14 protein-coding genes are annotated in these 19,180 nt (G+C 44.9%); 5 read left to right on the top strand and 9 right to left on the bottom strand.

The features are described 5' to 3' along the window. Position 1 precedes the first annotated feature (1 nt). From LZG74_RS24610 to rsmH, 3 genes are read right to left on the bottom strand one after another with little or no spacing between them, the layout of a single operon-like run. Positions 2 to 2,146 (bottom strand): penicillin-binding protein, encoded by a 2,145-nt coding sequence (locus tag LZG74_RS24610; protein ID WP_233799117.1) that lies wholly within the window; start codon positions 2,144 to 2,146, stop codon positions 2 to 4. A 60-nt stretch (positions 2,147 to 2,206) separates the two neighbouring features. After that, complete coding sequence (locus tag LZG74_RS24605; RefSeq protein WP_026631980.1) at positions 2,207 to 2,632, bottom strand: FtsL-like putative cell division protein; 426 nt, start codon at positions 2,630 to 2,632, stop codon at positions 2,207 to 2,209. A gap of 25 nt (positions 2,633 to 2,657) precedes the next feature. Next, positions 2,658 to 3,575, bottom strand: a complete 918-nt coding sequence (gene rsmH / locus LZG74_RS24600; RefSeq protein ID WP_233799116.1) for a 16S rRNA (cytosine(1402)-N(4))-methyltransferase RsmH — start codon at positions 3,573 to 3,575, stop codon at positions 2,658 to 2,660. Positions 3,576 to 3,714: 139 nt separating this feature from the next. Between rsmH and LZG74_RS24595 the strand changes: the two genes are divergently transcribed. The 4 genes from LZG74_RS24595 (at position 3,715) to LZG74_RS24580 (ending at position 8,625) form a co-directional block, all read left to right on the top strand. Further along, positions 3,715 to 4,962 carry a peroxiredoxin gene (locus LZG74_RS24595; RefSeq protein WP_233799115.1) on the top strand — a complete coding sequence of 416 codons (1,248 nt, stop codon included), beginning with the start codon at positions 3,715 to 3,717 and terminating at the stop codon, positions 4,960 to 4,962. A gap of 148 nt (positions 4,963 to 5,110) precedes the next feature. Beyond that, positions 5,111 to 5,572 carry a MarR family winged helix-turn-helix transcriptional regulator gene (locus LZG74_RS24590; protein ID WP_233799114.1) on the top strand — a complete coding sequence of 154 codons (462 nt, stop codon included), beginning with the start codon at positions 5,111 to 5,113 and terminating at the stop codon, positions 5,570 to 5,572. A 16-nt stretch (positions 5,573 to 5,588) separates the two neighbouring features. Further along, positions 5,589 to 7,994 carry a 3-hydroxyacyl-CoA dehydrogenase/enoyl-CoA hydratase family protein gene (locus tag LZG74_RS24585; RefSeq protein WP_233799113.1) on the top strand — a complete coding sequence of 802 codons (2,406 nt, stop codon included), beginning with the start codon at positions 5,589 to 5,591 and terminating at the stop codon, positions 7,992 to 7,994. Between the two features lie 181 nt (positions 7,995 to 8,175). Beyond that, positions 8,176 to 8,625, top strand: a complete 450-nt coding sequence (locus LZG74_RS24580) for an Rrf2 family transcriptional regulator (protein WP_233799112.1) — start codon at positions 8,176 to 8,178, stop codon at positions 8,623 to 8,625. Here LZG74_RS24580 and LZG74_RS24575 read toward each other — a convergent pair. The 6 genes from LZG74_RS24575 to LZG74_RS24550 form a co-directional block, all read right to left on the bottom strand. Then, entirely contained in the window at positions 8,620 to 10,227 is a 1,608-nt protein-coding gene (locus LZG74_RS24575) for a hypothetical protein (RefSeq protein WP_233799111.1), read from the bottom strand. The genes LZG74_RS24580 and LZG74_RS24575 overlap by 6 nt on opposite strands. 5 nt (positions 10,228 to 10,232) lie before the next feature. Further along, entirely contained in the window at positions 10,233 to 11,180 is a 948-nt protein-coding gene (locus LZG74_RS24570) for a glycosyltransferase (protein ID WP_233799110.1), read from the bottom strand. 56 nt (positions 11,181 to 11,236) lie between these two features. Further along, a complete protein-coding gene (locus LZG74_RS24565) occupies positions 11,237 to 12,310 on the bottom strand; it encodes an NAD-dependent epimerase/dehydratase family protein (protein WP_026631988.1) in 1,074 nt (357 codons plus the stop codon). 240 nt (positions 12,311 to 12,550) lie between these two features. Next, a complete protein-coding gene (locus LZG74_RS24560) occupies positions 12,551 to 12,802 on the bottom strand; it encodes a hypothetical protein (protein WP_233799109.1) in 252 nt (83 codons plus the stop codon). Positions 12,803 to 12,878: 76 nt separating this feature from the next. Further along, positions 12,879 to 14,609, bottom strand: coding sequence for a M3 family oligoendopeptidase (locus tag LZG74_RS24555; RefSeq protein WP_233799108.1), 1,731 nt, complete (start codon positions 14,607 to 14,609; stop codon positions 12,879 to 12,881). A gap of 53 nt (positions 14,610 to 14,662) precedes the next feature. Then, a complete protein-coding gene (locus LZG74_RS24550; RefSeq protein ID WP_255699660.1) occupies positions 14,663 to 15,931 on the bottom strand; it encodes a cation:dicarboxylate symporter family transporter in 1,269 nt (422 codons plus the stop codon). A 526-nt stretch (positions 15,932 to 16,457) separates the two neighbouring features. Here LZG74_RS24550 and LZG74_RS24545 point away from each other — a divergent pair. Then, positions 16,458 to 19,007, top strand: a complete 2,550-nt coding sequence (locus LZG74_RS24545; protein WP_233799107.1) for an adenosylcobalamin-dependent ribonucleoside-diphosphate reductase — start codon at positions 16,458 to 16,460, stop codon at positions 19,005 to 19,007. The last annotated feature ends 173 nt before the right edge of the window (positions 19,008 to 19,180 follow it).

Raw genomic sequence — 19,180 nt, 5'->3', positions numbered from 1 at the left:
ATTACTGTAATGTTAATAGGATCGTTTTGTTGCCGGCAGCGCTGGTTCCGGGTGGCAGGGATTGCTCCACCACTTTGCCCGAACCTTTAAATGTGACATTGAATCCTTTATTTTCCAAAATATACAACGCATCACGCATGGCCATGCCCTGTAAATCAGGCACGTCCCTTGAACTCATATTGCGTGACTGCCAGTTGGTTTTTCCCTTTTTCAGAAGCGATGCAGCGGCATATTCGCTGCCTTCCGGAACGGGTGTCAGTTTAAGTTCTTTGCTGATAATGTTCAGATCAGCTGATCTTCCTGCCCATTTCACGTCTTTCGAAGTTTCAGGCAATGTGTCTTTGATCGGTTTTTGAATGCTAACATCGTAGGCGTAAATCCGGTCGGCAACTTCTTTGAAAACCGGCGCAGCAACGCTTCCTGCGTACAATGTATAATTGGCTCCCGAGCCCTGAGGCGTATCAATGATCACAATAGCGCTGTATTTGGGCTTATCGGCAGGGAAATAGCCTGCAAATGACGTGTAATATTTTCCGGGAGTATAAATGCCGTTGATCAGCTTCTGTGCCGTTCCGGTTTTTCCGGCGATCTGGTAAAGTTCCGAACTGATATTCTTGGCAGAGCCTGCTTTTACAACGCCTTCCAGCATTGTCTTTACTTTTTTGATCGTTTCAGGCGAAGCGATCGGCTTGTCTTCTACATACGGTGGAATTTTATCTTCCACACCTTCCGCATTCCTGATCTCACGCACGATCATTGGCCTGACCCAGTAACCATCATTCGCAACAGCATTATAAAGCGCCAGCGTTTGCAAAGGAGTCATGGACATTTCGTAGCCGTAAGACATGAATGTCAGGGAATAAGCGCTCCACTGCTTGGATGTGCGGTCTTTGATGTAAGGCGGCTTCTCACCCTTCATATGTATTCCCGTCGGCGTTGTCAGGTGGAATTTCTTTAAATAGGACAGGTAAGTATCCGGTTTTGAAAAAAAATAGCGCTGCATAAGCATATGCACGCCAATGTTGGACGACTTTTCGAAAACCTGCGTTGCCGTTAAAACACCGTGACCGCCCCTTTTCGAATCGTTGATAGAAGTCCCGCGGAAGCGAACCGAGCCTGCGCCTGTATTCACCGTAATTTGGTCGGGGTTCATTTTTGTTTCTTCCAAAAGCGCCATCATCGTCGGCAGCTTGAATGTTGAGCCAGGGTCTGCGCCACCCGCAACGGCATAATTGAAAACCTCTTCGTATTTGCCTTCGCCGCGTTTTGTGAGATTGGCCATTGCTCGGATCTCGCCTGTTGCCACCTCCATAATGATCACGCAGCCATAATTGGCTTTACTTTCAATGAGTTTTCTGCGCAAAGCAATTTCTGCCCGGTCCTGAAAATTCATATCCAGCGTGGTATAAATGTCTCTTCCAGCTTCCGGCTGCACATTTAATGCATCGCCTACAGGAATTTTCATGCCGCCTTCCACCATTTCAACCCATCCTATACCCGCTTTTCCTTCCAGGTTTTTGTCAAAACTGGCTTCGAGGCCAATGTATCCACGTCCGCTTTTGGGATCGATCCCGCCAATGGTCCGGTCAGCCATGGGGCTGAAAGGCTTATAGCGTCTGTAAATCGTTTCAAACTTGCCTCCGCCGCCTTTTCTGTTTTTTACAAAGAATGGCCATTTCTTGATTTTCTCCCGATCCAAATGGCTGATCTGACGAGATTTAAGCCTTAAATAGCGCTTGCTTTTACTCACGCGGTAACGCATGATCTTGTTTTTATAACCAGCCGCAGTATGTTCTCCAAAACTTTTGGCGAGTAAAGACGACAGCTCATCAATATTATTTCTGAAATAAGCCGAATCAGCCACTTTCGTATCCAAACCCACATAGTAGTAAGGCAGCGATGTGGCCAGCAGGCGGTCGTCCACAGAATAAATGTTTCCGCGCATGGCCGGAATGGTGTCGATCTTCAGGTCGTTTTTTGCCGAATATTCTGCCCAGGTCTTGCCTTTGAATTCGTCATAATACTGCACGCGGATCAGTTTACCAAAAACCGCTATGGCCAGTAAAAACAAAAGCCACCCCACAGTTCTGGCACGGGCAATCAGCGCTTTCTTATTATTCTGACCGCTTTCAACGTCGTTCTTCATTACTTTTCAGAAGAAAATTAAGCTTATAAAGATTGAGTATTTTTTATTTGTCAGCATCGACTAATCGTCTTCTTCCGACTTGATAATGATTTTTTTGGGAGGGGTAAGGTTTTCTTCGAGACCTTCGGATTTTACTTTTTCAATGATCACAGACTGCAATCCGCTCTTCATGTATTCGGCATGAATGGACGTGTACTCAGCGCGGAGATCATCCACTTCTTTTTTAAGCTTAATGCTATTCCGCACATATTGTTCCGATTGAAAACCAATGCGTTCGTAAGCCACGAGCAGGATGACGATCCAGCCGAAATAGTAGAAGTATTTAACCGGAAGCCGCTCTTCCTTACCTGGCGCTTTTTCACCGAAAACTTTGTCCAGCGGTAAAAACTTGTTCAGCCAGTTGAATAAATGATATTCCCGCTTGCGCTTCGCTGGTTTTGGAGGCTTAGGCGGAATGGGCTTAGGTCTTCTTTTATTTTCCGACATCTCTCAAGTGGGGATTTTAAACAAATTATATTTTTTCTGCGATCCTGAGCTTTGCGCTCCTTGCCCGCGGATTTCCCGCAACTTCCTCGGGAGTTGCTTCTACCGGCTTTCTGGTAACGCTGCTGAGGGGCCTAATCGCATTTCCGTAGAAGTCCTTTTCTAATTCTCCGTCAAATTTTCCTTTTAAAATGAAATTTTTGACCAAACGATCTTCCAGCGAATGGTAAGACATGACGACCAGTCGTCCGCCAGGGTTAAGCACTTCCGGAACCTGCGTCAGAAACTCTTCCAAAACCGCCAGCTCATCGTTGACTTCGATCCTTAATGCCTGGAACACCTGAGCGAAATACTTGTTTTCACGATGCTTAGGGGCATATTTGAGTAAAATCCCTTTCAATTCCGCAATCGTGTCAATTGGCGTGCTGTGTCTTGATGTAAATATCGCTTCGGCGGCTGTACGGGCATTGGTAACCTCTCCATACATGCCCAGAATCCGCTGCAATTCCGCGCTGGACCTGGAATTGATAACTTCCCGCGCTGTTTTTTCAATGTTAGGGTTCATACGCATATCCAGGTCGGCATCAAACCTCGTGGAAAAACCGCGTTCAGGCGTATTGATCTGGTGTGAAGAAACGCCCAGATCGGCCAGGATTCCGTCCACTTTTTCGGCCTTATGCAGTTTCAGGTAACGCTTCAAATGCCTGAAATTCGCCGCTATGAATGTAAATCGCTTGTCGTCCTTAAATTCGGCAGCATTGGCAGCAGCATCAGGATCCTGATCGAAAACGAGCAGCCTGCCCGTTGTTAATTTTTCCAGAATGGCGCGGGAATGGCCGCCGCCGCCAAAAGTCACATCCACGTAAACACCTTCCGGTTGAATGTTAAGCCCTTCCAGGCATTCGGACAACATGACAGGCTCGTGATATGTACTTTGTAAATCCATTTGTTAAAAGCAACGTAATAGGAACTTATTCTTGCCAGGAGGCAGTTACAAACTTAGCAATTTTCAAGCGTACGAATCGCTGTCGGCAAAGGATTTAATTTCGGCAGCTTTTGGTTAATTTAATAACAATCCCCTGTATATGAGACTATTCAATCAGATTGCTACTGTCCTGATTTTATTTGCATTGATAAGTTGCAACTCTTCGGCTCAAACGGACCTGAAAACAGGCACCTGGCGCGCAACGCTGAGCCGGGAGGCAAACCGGATCCCGTTTATTATGAATGTATCTAAAAACCCGGATGGGAAAACTTATTCCGTTGTTGTAATCAATGACACGGAAAGGCTAAAAATGGACACCGCGTTCTTCCAGAACGATTCGCTGGTGATCCCGATGGAGCTTTTTGACATGAAAATCATCGCAAAAGCGGAAGGAGAAAAGCTGAAAGGGACTTACTACCGGTATGCAAAAGGCAAAGTGGTCGGCTCGATCCCTTTTGAAGCAGAGTTTGGTAAAGATTATAAGTTTTTCAAACCCGGCGAAGCAAAAAGTACCAAAACCGTTGCCGGGAAGTGGGACGCAACATTCATTACGGAAGCTACGGGTGACACAACGCAGTCGGTAGGGACTTTTTCACAAAGTGGAACGGATGTAAAAGGCTCTATATTGACCACAACGGGCGATTATCGCTTTCTTACGGGCAATGTGCACGGCGATAGTTTGTTTTTATCCACATTTGATGGCTCCAATGCCAAACTTTTTAAAGCGGCTATTCAAAGCGACGGCTCGCTGAAAGGTTCGATGTGGTCGGGTGTGAAGAGCTTGCGGAGCTTTACTGCCAAGCCTAATGATAAAGCGAAACTGCCCGATGCGGCAAGTCTTACTTACTTAAAGCCGGGTTTCGAAACGGTTGATTTTACATTCCCTGATTCAGACGGCAAGCCGGTTTCTCTAAAAGATCCGAGATTTAAAGACAAGGTTGTGATCATTCAGATCATGGGCTCGTGGTGCCCGAATTGTATGGACGAAACCAATTTCATAGCGCCCTGGTACCAAAAGAATAAAGAACGCGGTGTGGAAGTGATCGGCTTGTCATTCGAAAGATCGGACGATCCGAAAGTTTCGAATCCAAAGATCAAACGCATGATCGAGCGCATGGGAATCGATTACCCGATCCTCTTGGCCGGAACCAACACCGACGAAGCGACTGCAAAAGCATTGCCCATGTTGAATAAGGTAATGTCTTACCCCACCACCATTTTCATAGACCGCAAAGGGAAGGTTCGGGAGATCCATACAGGTTTTTCAGGCCAGGGAACAGGCGCTTATTTCGATGAATTTGTAACCGATTTCAATGGCTTAATGGATAAGCTGATTGCTGAAAAATAGATTTTAACAGGGTTTTGAAGAACGCATTGTCCGGCTCCGGGCGATGCGTTTTTTATTTAAACTAAAATTAGTATGCTTGCATAATAGTGGGCTGATTTCTTACATTTGTGAGAAGGGGCACTCCTGACACTACTCAGAATTTTTAAGGATGCGTAAGGAAAAAACAATTGATTTCCAGATAAAATGGGCATGGCATTCGATTTCCAGAATGTACAATGCTTATGCCGCACGTTTTGATACAACTATGGCCGTAGGCTATGTTTTGCTCAACATTGACATTGAAAACGGAACGCCGGCAACCAAAATAGCCCCGTTGCTGGGCATGGAACCCAGAAGCCTCGTGCGGATGCTCAAAAACCTGGAAGAACGCGGACTCATCAAGCGCGAGGTCAGCGAGCAGGACAAGCGGTTTGTGCGGATTGTGCTGACTGATTTAGGAAAAGAAAAACGGGAACTGGCGCGGGAAGGCGTTATTTCATTCAATACAATGATCAGGGACAAGATTCCGCTGGATAAGCTGGTCGTTTTTTTCGATGTAATTAAAGATATCAACAAACTGGTAGAAGAGGAGAATCAAAAACTCAAAGCCGGCGAAATAGAAGAGCTTTAAACCAAACCTTTAAATAATGAATCGTTCAATTCGTAAAGTAGCCGTTTTGGGCTCGGGCATTATGGGATCGCGCATTGCTTGCCACTTTGCCAATATTGGTGTGGAAGTGTTGTTGCTTGACATCGTCCCTAAGGAGCTTAATGACGCTGAAAAGGCCAAAGGAATGACCAGCGAACACCCGGCATTCCGTAACCGGATCGTAAATGATGCCTTGCAGCAGGCCATAAAATCGTCCCCGGCGCCTCTTTACAGCCCGGCTTTTGCTTCACGCGTTAAAACAGGAAACTTTGAGGATAACCTGGCTGACATAAAAAATTACGATTGGGTGATGGAAGTCGTTGTGGAACGGCTCGATATTAAGAAAAGCATTTTCGAAAAAGTGGATGCCCTGCGCAAGCCGGGGACGCTTGTAACTTCCAACACCTCCGGAATCCCGATCCATCTGATGGCCGAAGGCCGCAGCGAAGATTTCCGCAAGCATTTCTGCGGAACGCACTTTTTTAATCCACCCAGATATTTACGATTACTGGAAATAATCCCAACCTCAGAAACCGATCAGGAAATTGTGGATTTCCTGATGCATTACGGAGATCTTTTTCTGGGCAAAACCACTGTTTTAGCAAAAGATACGCCTGGTTTCATTGCTAACAGGCTGGGAATTTATGCATTAATCCAAACCATTCGCGTCGCTGCTGAAATGGGGCTGAGCGTGGATGAAGTCGACAAGCTTACAGGACCGGTTGTAGGACGGCCCAAGTCAGGGACATATCGGCTTTCGGACGTTGTAGGATTGGATACCACCGTTCATGTCGCGAACAATTTGTATGCTTCCGGAGAGGGGAAAGATGAATCGAGGGACGCATTTGTGGTGCCTGAGGTCATGCAGAAATTGTATGATAATAAATGGTTAGGCGATAAAACCGGACAGGGTTTTTATAAAAAAATAAAGGATGAGAAAGGCAAATCTGTCATTCTTGCACTGGATTTCAGCACATTAGAATATAAGCCTTCTGAAAAAGTTAAGTTTGAAACATTAGAAGGAACCAAAGCCATTAGCGACGTTTCCAAACGTTTTGGCGTGCTGGTTGGCGGCAGGGACAAGGCTGGTGAATTTTACAGAAAGACCTTCGCTGACATTTTCCGATACGCATCCTTGCGGATTCCAGAGATCTCGGATGAAATTTTCCGGATTGATCAGGCCATTGCCGCAGGATTTGGCTGGCAATATGGGCCATTTGAAACCTGGGATGCCATTGGTGTGAAAAACATGCTTTCGATCATGGAAAGCCTGGATATGAAACCTGCGGAATGGGTTTATGAAATGATCGCAGCCGGAAACGAATCTTTTTATAAGGTTGAAAATGGTAAGCGCTCTTACTATGATATTGTTTCAAAAATCTATAAAAAAATCCCTGGACAGGAGAGCTTTATTCTTCTGAGCAATCTTTCAAACAACATTGTCTGGAAAAACGCCGGGGCGAATCTGTATGACATTGGCGACGGAATCCTGAATCTGGAATTCAAGTCAAAAATGAACACGATGGGTTCTGAGGTGATCGAAGGGATTAATAAAGGAATCAGTTTGGCGGAAAAGGACTTTCGTGGATTGGTGATCGGCAACGAATCATCCGAGGCGTTTTCCGCCGGTGCGAACCTGGCTATGCTGTTTATGTTTGCCATCGAGCAGGAATTCGATGAGATCAATATGGTGATTGCACAGTTCCAGCAGACCATGATGCGGGCACGTTATTCTGCGATTCCAGTGGTAACCGCACCACATTCGCTGGCATTAGGCGGTGGCTGTGAGCTGAATTTACATGCCGACAAAGTTGTGGCACATGCGGAAACTTACATCGGACTAGTAGAGTTTGGCGTCGGGATCATTCCCGCAGGTGGCGGAACGAAGGAAATGGCGCTTCGGTGCTCGGATATGTATCATGCAGGCGATACGGAATTGAACATTCTGCAAACTGCATTCATGAACATTGCGCAAGCGAAAGTGTCGACCTCGGCACAGGAAGCGCGTGAGATGAATTATTTACAGGATAAAGATCAGATCGTGCTCAATCGTTCAAGACTTATTGTGGAGGCGAAACAAGCAGCGATGGATCTGGCGGATAACGGTTATACGCAGTCGAAGCAGCGAAATGACATTAAAGTCCAGGGTAAAACCGGAATTGCGCTCTTTATGGCGGGCATTGCGCAGATGCGACTGGCCAATTATATTTCAGATCACGACGCTAAAATTGCCAACAAACTGGCTTATGTGATCAACGGCGGAGATTTGAGTTATGCTCAGAATGTTACCGAACAATATTTACTCGATTTGGAAAGAGAAGCATTCCTTTCTCTTTGCGGAGAAAAGAAGACGCTTGAAAGAATGCAAGGCTTGCTGAACGGCGGGAAACCGCCTAGAAACTAGCACTTAGACACTGCAATTTCTTCGTGAATTTTCAAGGGAATTATTGTTTAACCAATTAATGTTCTGCATTTAGCAGGATATTTGGTGAAATGTTCGATATTTAGAACTGATCATCTGTTAATCCGGGATGAAAAAGATTCGCCCTGTATGCTAAATTGACTAAAAGTACATTTGAGCAAAAATGATTTCTAAAAAAGCAAAATACGCGCTTAAAGCCTTAAAAGTTTTAGCAGAACAATACGGGAAAGGGCCGGTCTTGATTTCCTACATTGCTGAAAAAGAGAAGATTCCAAAGAAATTTTTGGAGGCGATACTACTTGACTTGCGTAACAACGGAGTTTTACAAAGTCAAAAGGGAAAAGGAGGCGGCTATTTGCTGCGCATTCCGCCTGGTGAGGTCAATTTTTCAAAAGTATTGCGGATCATCGACGGTCCGATTGCGCCGGCACTTTGTGTTTCGATGTTCTTTTATGGCCGTTGCGACGATTGTAAGGATGAAGAAACATGCAGCCTGCGCTCCGTGCTGGAAAGATGGCGCGACGCTAACCTCGCCGTATTGGACCAAACTACATTAAACGACTTGCTTCAAGCCGAAAACGCACAGCCAACAGACGTTTTGACACAATTATAGGCGGTCGTTGCGCACATATAAGCGCGTGTCGTCAAAGTCACCGATCAGTTTGTAATTAGCTTTAACATATTCTAAAAGCGCAGGGTAACTCTCAATTCCCTGCGCTTTTTTGTTTTGCACCCACATGCTGTTTTTCCCCACCGCATCCAGGACAATGGCGGGTTTAGTACGTTCCATGTCAGCCATATAGCGGCTCTTGTATTTATCCTGCATCGGATGAAGGAAAATAGAACGCTCGGAATGGTTTTCTGCGGTGGCCTGTAATAATTGGGCTTCTACATAATAAGCACATTGCCAACCCCATACGGCCATGTAATCGTCGGGTTTGCTATATTTTTTTAAAGCAATTACAACAGGACTTTGCGCCAATGTTCTTGCATCCACAGAGTTAAAAGCGTTCAACCGGCGCTCTTTAACATAGTGATACGCGTCATTGGAAGCAAACCAGAGCAAAACGATAACAGGGAAGGCAACCGACCATTTTTCAATTTTAGATAAACCATAACCCGCCAGCAATGTGCAGGGGATAATGCAGAAATTGAGATAATGTATAAAATCATTACCTGACTTGGTAACCGCGTAAATGCTTGAAAACAAGAGCAATAGAATGGATACAGGAATAATGGGCTTCATCTTGCCAATACTTGGTTTACGAAATATCTGGTAAAATGCAATGCATATCGGCAAGATCAATGCTAATGTAAATATTTGGAAATCAGCGCTTAATCTGAAAATTGTAATGAACTGGCTTGGGATGTCGAGAAATCCTTTTCCGCCTGCGTAAATCACATTTCCTAAAATATAGAAGAAAATCAGGTCAGAAAAGACATTGAAAATCAATGTACAAATGAGTGTCAGGATAGGAAATGTAAGACCTCCTAGCAAGAGAAACAGAATCGGCTTAAACTCCTTTTTTGTTTTAAAACATTGGTAACCAACCCATAAACCAGCCGCAGCAAGAACCAGTGCCTGTGGAACGGCTTGCAGCTTGGCAAAAGGGACGGCACCTGCGGCTAGTCCAAGGAAATATAAGTTAGTCTTGTCATTTCCAAGGCCTTGCGTCGCTCTTGAAAGTAACCAGACACAAACAGAAAGCAAGAGAACGGGAAGCTGTTCGCTGGAATAATGGACGAAGTCAATCTCCTGTGTAAAAGCCAGAAACAGCAGCGGAACCAGGGAGATTTTACGGGCAACAGACGCTCCAAACCAGTTTTTAAGAGCATAGAACAGCATTACCAGCGCACCCGCCGCACAAATGAGGCCCATCACCCGGCCGGATGTGTAGTTGATCTCGAAGCTCAATAACCTTGGGATAACCAGCAAATAATTGTCAAGCGGACCGATTGTGGTGCCGTCCACCGATCGCCAGTAAATGGGATCTTTGAATAAAGTAATCGCGTGGCTCAGCATCTGGCTTTCATCAGGATTGAGCTCCCGGTTGAAAACGATAACTGGTAAACGCATGAAAATCAGCAGAATAATAGCTGATATGAGGTAAATTTTGGTTGAAATGGATTTATAAAAACCCGAAAAGACCACAAACGCCGCCAGCACGTATCCGATGAACCAATATACAGGCGGGGAATTGTCAAAAGTGAGCATGCGGTCTAGCTGAAAGTGTCCACTTTCTCAACGAAATCGCGGTAATGAACCGCTGGAATAAAATGTTGTTGAGAACGGTATTGCAATACCATAAAGACCAAAAATAGCGAAATTAGGAAGGATTGCAACATCAGGATCATAAGCGTGCTCCCTAATGTGGATGCCCAGCCAGGTGTTGCATTGCCAATGAGTTTCAGAAAAATGATGAAGATGATAAAAGCAATCGCGATGCCCGACATGAAAATCGAGAATATCAGAATGCGGACTGCTGTGGTGTCGACCAGTACAGAAATGGCGCTTAAACCATGTAAAACCAGCGAAACGAAGTTCATTTTACTTTCTCCTGCCAGCCTTTTAGCACGGTTGGTCAACACGGAATCGTAAGGGATTCTTGACCGGATAACGCCGCCCGGATAATTATTCCAGATCTCCGAAACCCGAACGAGATTTTGCAACCTGTTTTGTGGCACAAGGCTGAAATTGCCAAATGTGATTACTTTTCCGGTCAGCAACTTGAAAAGCATTTTATAGATCACATAGAAAGATCTGAATAGAAAATTCTCTGTGCGCTTGTTACGTTCCGCAAAAATGATCTTGCCAGGCTCTTGTAATGATCTTTCAGCCAGCAAGTTGATGTCGCTTGGGGCATCTTCGCCATCCGCGTCCATTACGATAACCTTATCCGCGGCAATGTGTTCCGCCACGTAAGAAAGGCCAATGGCGATCGCTTTCTGGTGTCCAAGATTGCGGTATAAGCGCAGGACTTTGATCTCTTTACCTCCAAAATGCACAAATGGCTGTGTTCTTTCTTTGGAGGAGCAGTCGTCAACGATAAATAGCGTGGTGTTTCTTAGGATCGACGCGTTCAAATCCGCGTTAATCTTTTGTATAAGCAGGTTCAGCGCCTCCCAGTCGTTGAATTGAGGAATGATAATGACAAAATTTTCTGGCATGGGGGAGGAATTTGAAAGCCTCCGAAAGGTTAAGTTCGGAGGCTTCGGAAAGAGTTTTAAACGGTTTTTGCTAGTCTTGAAGAAATACCGTCGTGAATTTGGGTAAGTGTCTCAGTCAGGCCATATTCCCAGTTCCAGCCTGGATAATGCGACTTGAATTTAGAAAGATCACTTACATACCAGATATGGTCACCGATCCTGTTTGTGTCTGAGTATGAATAGGATAGCTTGTTTCCGGTAATTTGCTCGCACAATGCAATGGCTTCCAGCATAGAGCAATTTGCAAAACGACCGCCACCTGCATTATACACTTCGCCCGGACGTGGGTTCTGATAAAAATGCCAGAACATGTTCACAAGGTCATGGCTGTGAATATTGTCGCGAACCTGCTTTCCTTTGTAACCAAAGATCGTGTAATGGTTGCCGGTAATAGCACATTTCATCAGGTAAGCGAGGAACCCGTGCAACTGAGCGCCGGAGTGGTTTGGGCCGGTAAGACAACCGCCACGGAAAACCGCCGTTTTCATACCAAAATAACGGCCATATTCCTGAACCATAATGTCGGCAGCTACTTTCGAAGCACCAAAGACTGAATGTTTTGTATGGTCGATGCTGTGTTGTTCGTCAATCCCGTTCTCGAAATAAGGATGGTTTTGATCGATTTCCCAACGTGTTTCCAGCTCGATCAATGGCAGATAATTGGGGTTATCGCCATAAACTTTATTAGTAGAAGTAAAAATAAACACAGCTTCTGGTGTATGCAAGCGTGTCATTTCCAGCATATTAAGCGTTCCGACCGCATTTACACCAAAATCTGTAAACGGCTCTTTTGCTGCCCAGTCGTGACTTGGCTGTGCGGCCGCGTGAATGATCAGCTTAATGTCGTTTCCGTATTCCTTAAATATGGGTTCCAGCTGGCTAACTTCACGAATATCAGCAGCGTAATGCTTGTAGTTATTAAACTGGTCCTGGATCCTGTTGCGGTTCCATTCTGTATTTCCGTCTGCGCCGAAAAAGTATTCTCTTAAATTATTATCAACACCGATTACCAGATCAAATTTATCCGCTAAAAACGCAACCGATTCACTTCCAATCAGACCGGCTGAGCCGGTTACCAATGCTATATTCATGTTTTTTTGTATTTTTAATTGCCTGTCCTTTTGTAATTAATACAAGTATTTTTCTGCCACGAATACGTAAAGTAAATTAAAAATGTTCAATTGTCACAACTCAGTTATTCAATGGAACGGTTTCAGGAGGATTATATGCGGCAACCTATATTGAAATTGTTCAATATGTTATAAACAGGATTTCAAAAAAAAGATATCCCCAGTTGTATGAGGATATCTTCTTATATAGGTAGAAATATACTATTGTTTAACCAATGCACTCGTTGTGCCGCTGTACAATTTAGCACGGATATCGTTTACACGCGTTTCCAGTTCTGGCTTAGCCTCATATTTCAACGACATTTGACGTGGCAATGAGTCCGGGCTTACGCCGTAAACCAATTCGTTACCAGTATTCAGGTCTTTTTGCTCAATGTGATTGTATTTCTGATAGTCACATGATGAAAGCAACGCAAGACAAGCAACAAATGCAACAATTTTATAGAATTTCATTTCTTTGATCGTTCATAGTAATATGGGCAAAAATAACCGTCATTTTCATAACCACCAAATCAGCCCGGACGAAATGTTACTTTTTTAGTTCGGCCAGTTCGTTGCGGACAAATTGCATCAGATCAGTGATATGCTGCTCCGAGAAGTCGAATGGAATGCCGGCAGCTTCATATATCTCACCGATTGTTGCCGTATAACCCAACTTCAACGCATCCAGATAACCTTGGAGGCCTTTTGCAGCATCCTGCCGGTAATTTTTCCAAACGCCGATCGCTCCCAACTGCGCAATGCCATATTCGATATAATAGAAAGGCACCTCGTAAATGTGTAGCTGACGCTGCCAAAGGTATTTTTTATAAATCTCAAGACCGCTCCAATCCATCACGTGATCCGTAAATTCTTCATAAATGCGAACCCAGGCATCTGTACGTTCAGCAGCCGAATGTTGCGGATTTTCGTACATCCAATGCTGGAATTTATCCACCGTCGCCACCCACGGGAGTGTTTCCAGAATGGATTCCAAATGCTGGATTTTCGCTCGTTTCAAATCGTTTTCATTTTCGAAAAACTCATCCCAGTAATCCATCGTGATCAGCTCCATCGACATAGAAGCCAGCTCAGCCACTTCGGAAGGCGTATGTTTGAATGAATTGAGCTTTAAATTCCGCGTCACCAGCGAATGCACCGCATGGCCGCCTTCGTGCAGCAATGTTACCATATCACGCAAATTGGAAGTCGCATTCATGAAAATAAACGGAACGCCAATCTCGTCCAGCGGATAATTGTAGCCGCCCGGCGCTTTTCCTTTCCTGGATTCCAGATCAAGATGCTTCATGTTCTTCATCGTGGTCAGGCAATTGCCCAGGAACGGGTCCAGCCTGGAAAAGCAGCGGATCGTTTTATTCAGCAATTCCTCACCTGTTGCGAACGGTTTCAATGGCGCCAGTCCCTGCGGATCCACTTTTGTATCCCACGGACGAAGCGCATCTACTTTCAGGGCTTCTTTTCTATTCGCGGCCATTTCATCGAGCATAGGAACGACTGCTTTTTTCACCGAGCCGTGGAAATTGAAGCAATCCTCCGGCGTATAATCAAACCGGCCCATGGCAGCGAACATATAATCGCGGTAATTAGCAAAACCCGCATTTTTACCAACCTGATCACGCAATGTTACCAGCTTACCCAGTAGCTCGTCCATCTGTTCGTGGTCGTCATAGCGTCTGCCGCTGATGGCGCGCCAGGCTTCTTCGCGAATGTTCCGGTCTGTGGATTGAAGACGGTCGGCGGCCTTTTGCAAAGTCATTTCTTCACCGTCCAGGGTCACCGTCATAGCGCCGGCAATAGCTCCGTAACGGCGCTCTTCGGTCTGCATCTCGGTGATCAGCGGAATGTTCTCGTCGCGGAAAATTTCGATGGCCTTTTTCATGCCACGAACTGTAATTTCAAATCCAGGCTCTGTTAATTCTCCCAGATAAGGGCTGTCGACCACTTTTTTGTCCAAAGCATTTCCATACTCTGCCAGTTTGGGTTGGATTTCGGTGATGAAAAACTGCAATGCGTTAATCAGGCTTGTGTTAGCCGTGTCGCAGGTCTGCCTGATGTAGCGCCATGCAAAGTTTTCCGATAAATAGGATTCTATTTCACTGCGGTCCAGAAACCATTGCTGCAAATCCTCCGCAGAATTGATCTCCCTGTTTTTCAGATTCTCGAAAAAAGGCTCGACATCCTCCCATTTTTTCAAATCAAATTCTTCTCCTATAAAACCCCTTTGTCCCCGGGTCAGTATCTCAATATTATCCGTTGTCATTTTGTAAAAAGCTTGTTACTGAATTTTCAAAGTTAAATCTGAATTGCAATTTTCTAAACCGAATCCTTCCGTTGCGTTGTATCGGTCAAATTATCGGTAATAACGTTTTCTGTTTCGTTAACATTCGCGAAGGCGTATTCCATTTTGCTGCGGTCGAATTCTTTTTCGTTGTTGGCGAGCCAGATTGTGGCGACGCCGTTTCCGATGAAATTCGTGATGGCGCGGGCTTCGGACATGAAGCGGTCGACACCCAGGAGCAGCGCCAGGCCTTCGACAGGAATCACTTTAATGGCGGTTAATGTGGACGCTAGTACCACAAAGCCGCTTCCCGTAACGCCCGCAGCGCCTTTGGAGGTGACCATCAGGATGCCGATCAATGACAAGATCTGCCCAAATGTGAGATGCACATCGAAAACCTGCGCGAGGAAGATCGTCGCCATGGAAAGATAAATCGTTGTTCCGTCGAGATTGAAGGAATAACCCGCCGGGACGACCAGCCCTACAACTGGTTTGGAACAGCCCATTCTTTCTAATTTGACCATTAAGGAGGGCAAACCGGCTTCCGAGGAAGACGTGCCGAGCACAATCAGCAATTCTTCCCGAATGTATTTCAAATAAGACCAGAGACTGATCTTGTAAGTTCGCATCACCAGCCCCAGAACGCCAAAAATAAAGACGGCCATCGTGGCATAAACCGTCCCCATGAGCTTGGCAAGCGGCAATAATGTATCAATCCCATATTTTCCGATCGTATAAGCCATTCCGCCGAAAGCGCCGATGGGGGCGAAGATCATCACCAGGTGCAAGGCGCGGAAAACGTATTTGGACAAAAAAGTAAGCCATTCCGTGACTTTTTCTTTACCCGAATATTTACTTAAAACAGTTCCCAAAACCAATGAGAACAGCAGGACTTGAAGCGTAACATTATCCAGAAAAAATTGCAACCAACTGAAATCCTGCACTTTACTGGTATAAGCAGACGCGTCGCCTTTCTGCAAACTGCTGGTTACGACGCCATCTCCGGGCCGGATCACATTGGCCACCACAACACCCACGATCAGCGCAAGCGTCGTTACCACTTCGAAGTAAATCAGCGCCTTAGCACCTACTTTCCCAACTTTTTTCAAATCACCCATTCCAATGATCCCCAATGTAATGGTCAGGAAAATGATGGGGTTGATAAATACTTTGACAATGGAAATAAATCCCTTTCCGAGAATCTCCATTTGCACGGCCTGCTCCGGAAAATAATGTCCCATTAAGGCACCGGTCGTTATGGCGGTGAGAACCCAGAAGGTAAGATTAGTGACTAACTTTTTCAATAGGATAGGGGTCTAGGATCGGGACGGTTTGTGCAAGTTTTCAAGATACAATAATAAAAGTCCGAGGAATTGTTTCAAGAATGGAAAAGTAATTTTTCTTAATTATTTATATTTGGTCTAAATTATAATTCTATATTTGCTTCATATAATTGAGTACTAAAAGACGGAAACGCCTCCGCTTTGAACTCACCACAAAGAACTAAGTTGAAAGATCTGTTAGCCGACTTTAAGCAGTAGTGAAGAGTTAAGACAAAATTTCGCCATGGTAATTCAAAATTTCCGGCTTCAATTGAAGCCGGTTTTTTTATGTAAATATTTTTTGTAAAAAAAGATGTTAAATAAAAGTTGCAAACTTTTTCTTAACGAGGATTGTTCATATTGCTAATTTTCAGAATGTTACAAAAAAAGTTTGTAAACATTTGTTTAACATTAAGTTAATAAAGTGAACAAATTTTGAAGATGCAAGCGAGAAAAGAGTTACTTTTAATACTTGATTTTTATTCAATGTTCTTGATATATAAGCGATATGGAATCTACCAAAACCACACAAACACAACAGACCTATACGACAGATGAGGCGTATCAGGCTTCGCTTCAATACTTTAAAGGAGACGATCTGGCGGCGCGCGTTTGGGTTAATAAGTATGCGCTCAAAGATTCATACGGCGCCATATACGAAGCCACGCCCGACGACATGCACCGACGCATTGCGAAGGAAATTGCAAGGATAGAGGCCATTTACCCGAATCCATTAAGTGAAGACGAGGTTTTTGATCTGATCAAAGATTTCAAATACATTATTCCGCAGGGAAGTCCGATGACGGGCATTGGCAATCCTTATCAGATTGCATCCTTGTCAAACTGTTTTGTGATTGGTAACAATGGTGCGTCGGATTCTTACGGCGGCATTATGAAGATTGATCAGGAGCAGGTTCAGTTGATGAAAAGGCGCGGCGGTGTTGGCCATGACTTGTCGCACATTCGTCCGAAAGGATCGCCTGTTAAAAATTCTGCGCTTACCTCCACGGGCATTGTGCCCTTTATGGAACGCTTCTCGAATTCGACGAGAGAAGTGGCTCAGGACGGTCGCAGAGGGGCATTAATGCTGTCGGTGGCAATCAGGCATCCGGATTCTGAGGATTTCATTAATGCAAAATTGGAGCAGGGCAAAGTAACCGGCGCCAATGTTTCGGTCCGCATTGACGATGAATTTATGCGCGCTGTCGAATCCGGCGAAACTTACAAGCAACAATATCCGATCAAAAGCACAACGCCAACGCACATTAAGGACATTGATGCGACGGCTTTGTGGAAAAAAATTGTGCATAATGCCTGGCAATCGGCCGAGCCCGGGATTTTGTTCTGGGATACGATCATTCGCGAATCTGTGCCCGATTGCTATGCTGATTTGGGTTATGAAACGGTTTCTACCAATCCTTGCGGCGAAATTCCATTATGTCCTTACGATTCCTGCCGCCTGCTGGCGATAAATTTGTTCTCTTATGTGGACAAACCTTTTACGACCGAGGCATCATTCAATTGGGATTTGTTCAAAAAACATGTTGCAGCCGCGCAGCGCATGATGGACGACATTATCGACCTCGAACTGGAAAAGGTGGATGCAATTCTTCACAAAATCGATGAGGATCCGGAGGACGAAGAGGTTAAAAGAGTGGAGCGCAACCTTTGGCTGAACATTCAAACCAAAGCAAGAGAAGGCAGAAGAACAGGAATCGGCATTACCGCAGAAGGCGATATGCTGGCCGCGCTGGGCCTGCGTTACGGAAGTGACGAAGGAACCGAATTTGCAGTCGAAATACATAAAACCGTTGCACTTGAAGCCTACCGTGGGTCTGTAAAGACGGCCAAAGAAAGAGGCGCATTTTCCATTTTTGATTCAGAAAGAGAAAAGAATAATCCATTCATTCTGAGGCTGAAAGAAGCTGATGCGCAGCTTTATTACGAAATGCTTGAGTATGGCCGTCGTAACATTGCTATGCTTACCATTGCGCCAACGGGAACAACGAGTTTGATGTCTCAGACGACGTCGGGCATCGAGCCGGTTTTCCTGCCCGTTTATAAGAGAAGAAGAAAAGTTAATCCGGGCGATAAGGACGTTCGTGTGGACTTTGTGGATGAAGTTGGCGATTCTTGGGAAGAATATGTCGTTTTCCACCATCGTTTCAAGGAATGGATGGAGATCAATGGCCATGATATCAGCAAAAATTATGCGCAGAAAGAGCTGGATGATCTTGTTAAAAAATCGCCTTACTACAAAGCCACGTCCAATGATGTGGATTATTTGAAAAAGGTAAAAATGCAGGGCGCTATCCAGAAATGGGTGGACCATTCTATCAGCGTAACCATTAACATGCCTAATGACGTGACCGAAGAGCTGGTAGGCGAATGTTATATGGAAGCCTGGAAGGCTGGCTGCAAAGGAGTTACAGTTTACCGCGACGGTTCAAGATCCGGCGTTTTGATTGCCAATACAGAGAAAAAGGAGGAAACTGTTGCCGGTAATGTGCCTTTCCCAACGACCAGACCACAAATTCTGGAAGCTGATGTTGTTCGTTTCCAAAACAAAAAAGACAAATGGATTGCATTTGTAGGCTTGATCGATAACCAGCCTTATGAAATTTTCACCGGTCTTGCCGATGATGAAGATGGGATCCTTTTGCCAAGATGGGTGAATGAAGGCGTAATTATTAAGAATCGAGAAGCAGACGGCAGTTCGCGTTACGATTTTCAATATAAAAATACGCGTGGCTATAAAACCACTATTGAAGGGCTCTCGTATAAATTCAATCCCGAATACTGGAATTATGCGAAATTGATTTCCAGCACATTACGTCACGGAATGCAGATCGAAAAAGTCGTAGACCTGATCAGCAGCCTGCAACTGGACGAATCCATCAACACCTGGAAAAACGGCGTTGCACGTGCATTGAAACAATACATTCCGGACGGAACGGAAGCAAAAAAGCAGAAATGCCAGAATTGTAATTCAACGAATTTGCTGTATCAGGAAGGCTGCTTGACTTGCAAGGATTGCGGGTCTTCGAAGTGTGGCTAGTCCAGCAGGTGATAACAAAGTCCCAGCGGGACATAACATCGGTAGCAGGAAATCATATTTGAAAATAAATAATCCCGGAGGGATGTAACAACTAACTGGCTGTTACATCCCTCCGGGATTATTTTGTTTGTGCAACGATTATTTCTACCAATATTACATCGCTCCGCGATTTT

Origin of the sequence: Dyadobacter sp. CY327 (assembly GCF_021390415.1) — a bacterium.
GTDB lineage: Bacteria > Bacteroidota > Bacteroidia > Cytophagales > Spirosomataceae > Dyadobacter > Dyadobacter chenhuakuii.
This window is presented reverse-complemented; position numbering and strand designations above follow the sequence as displayed.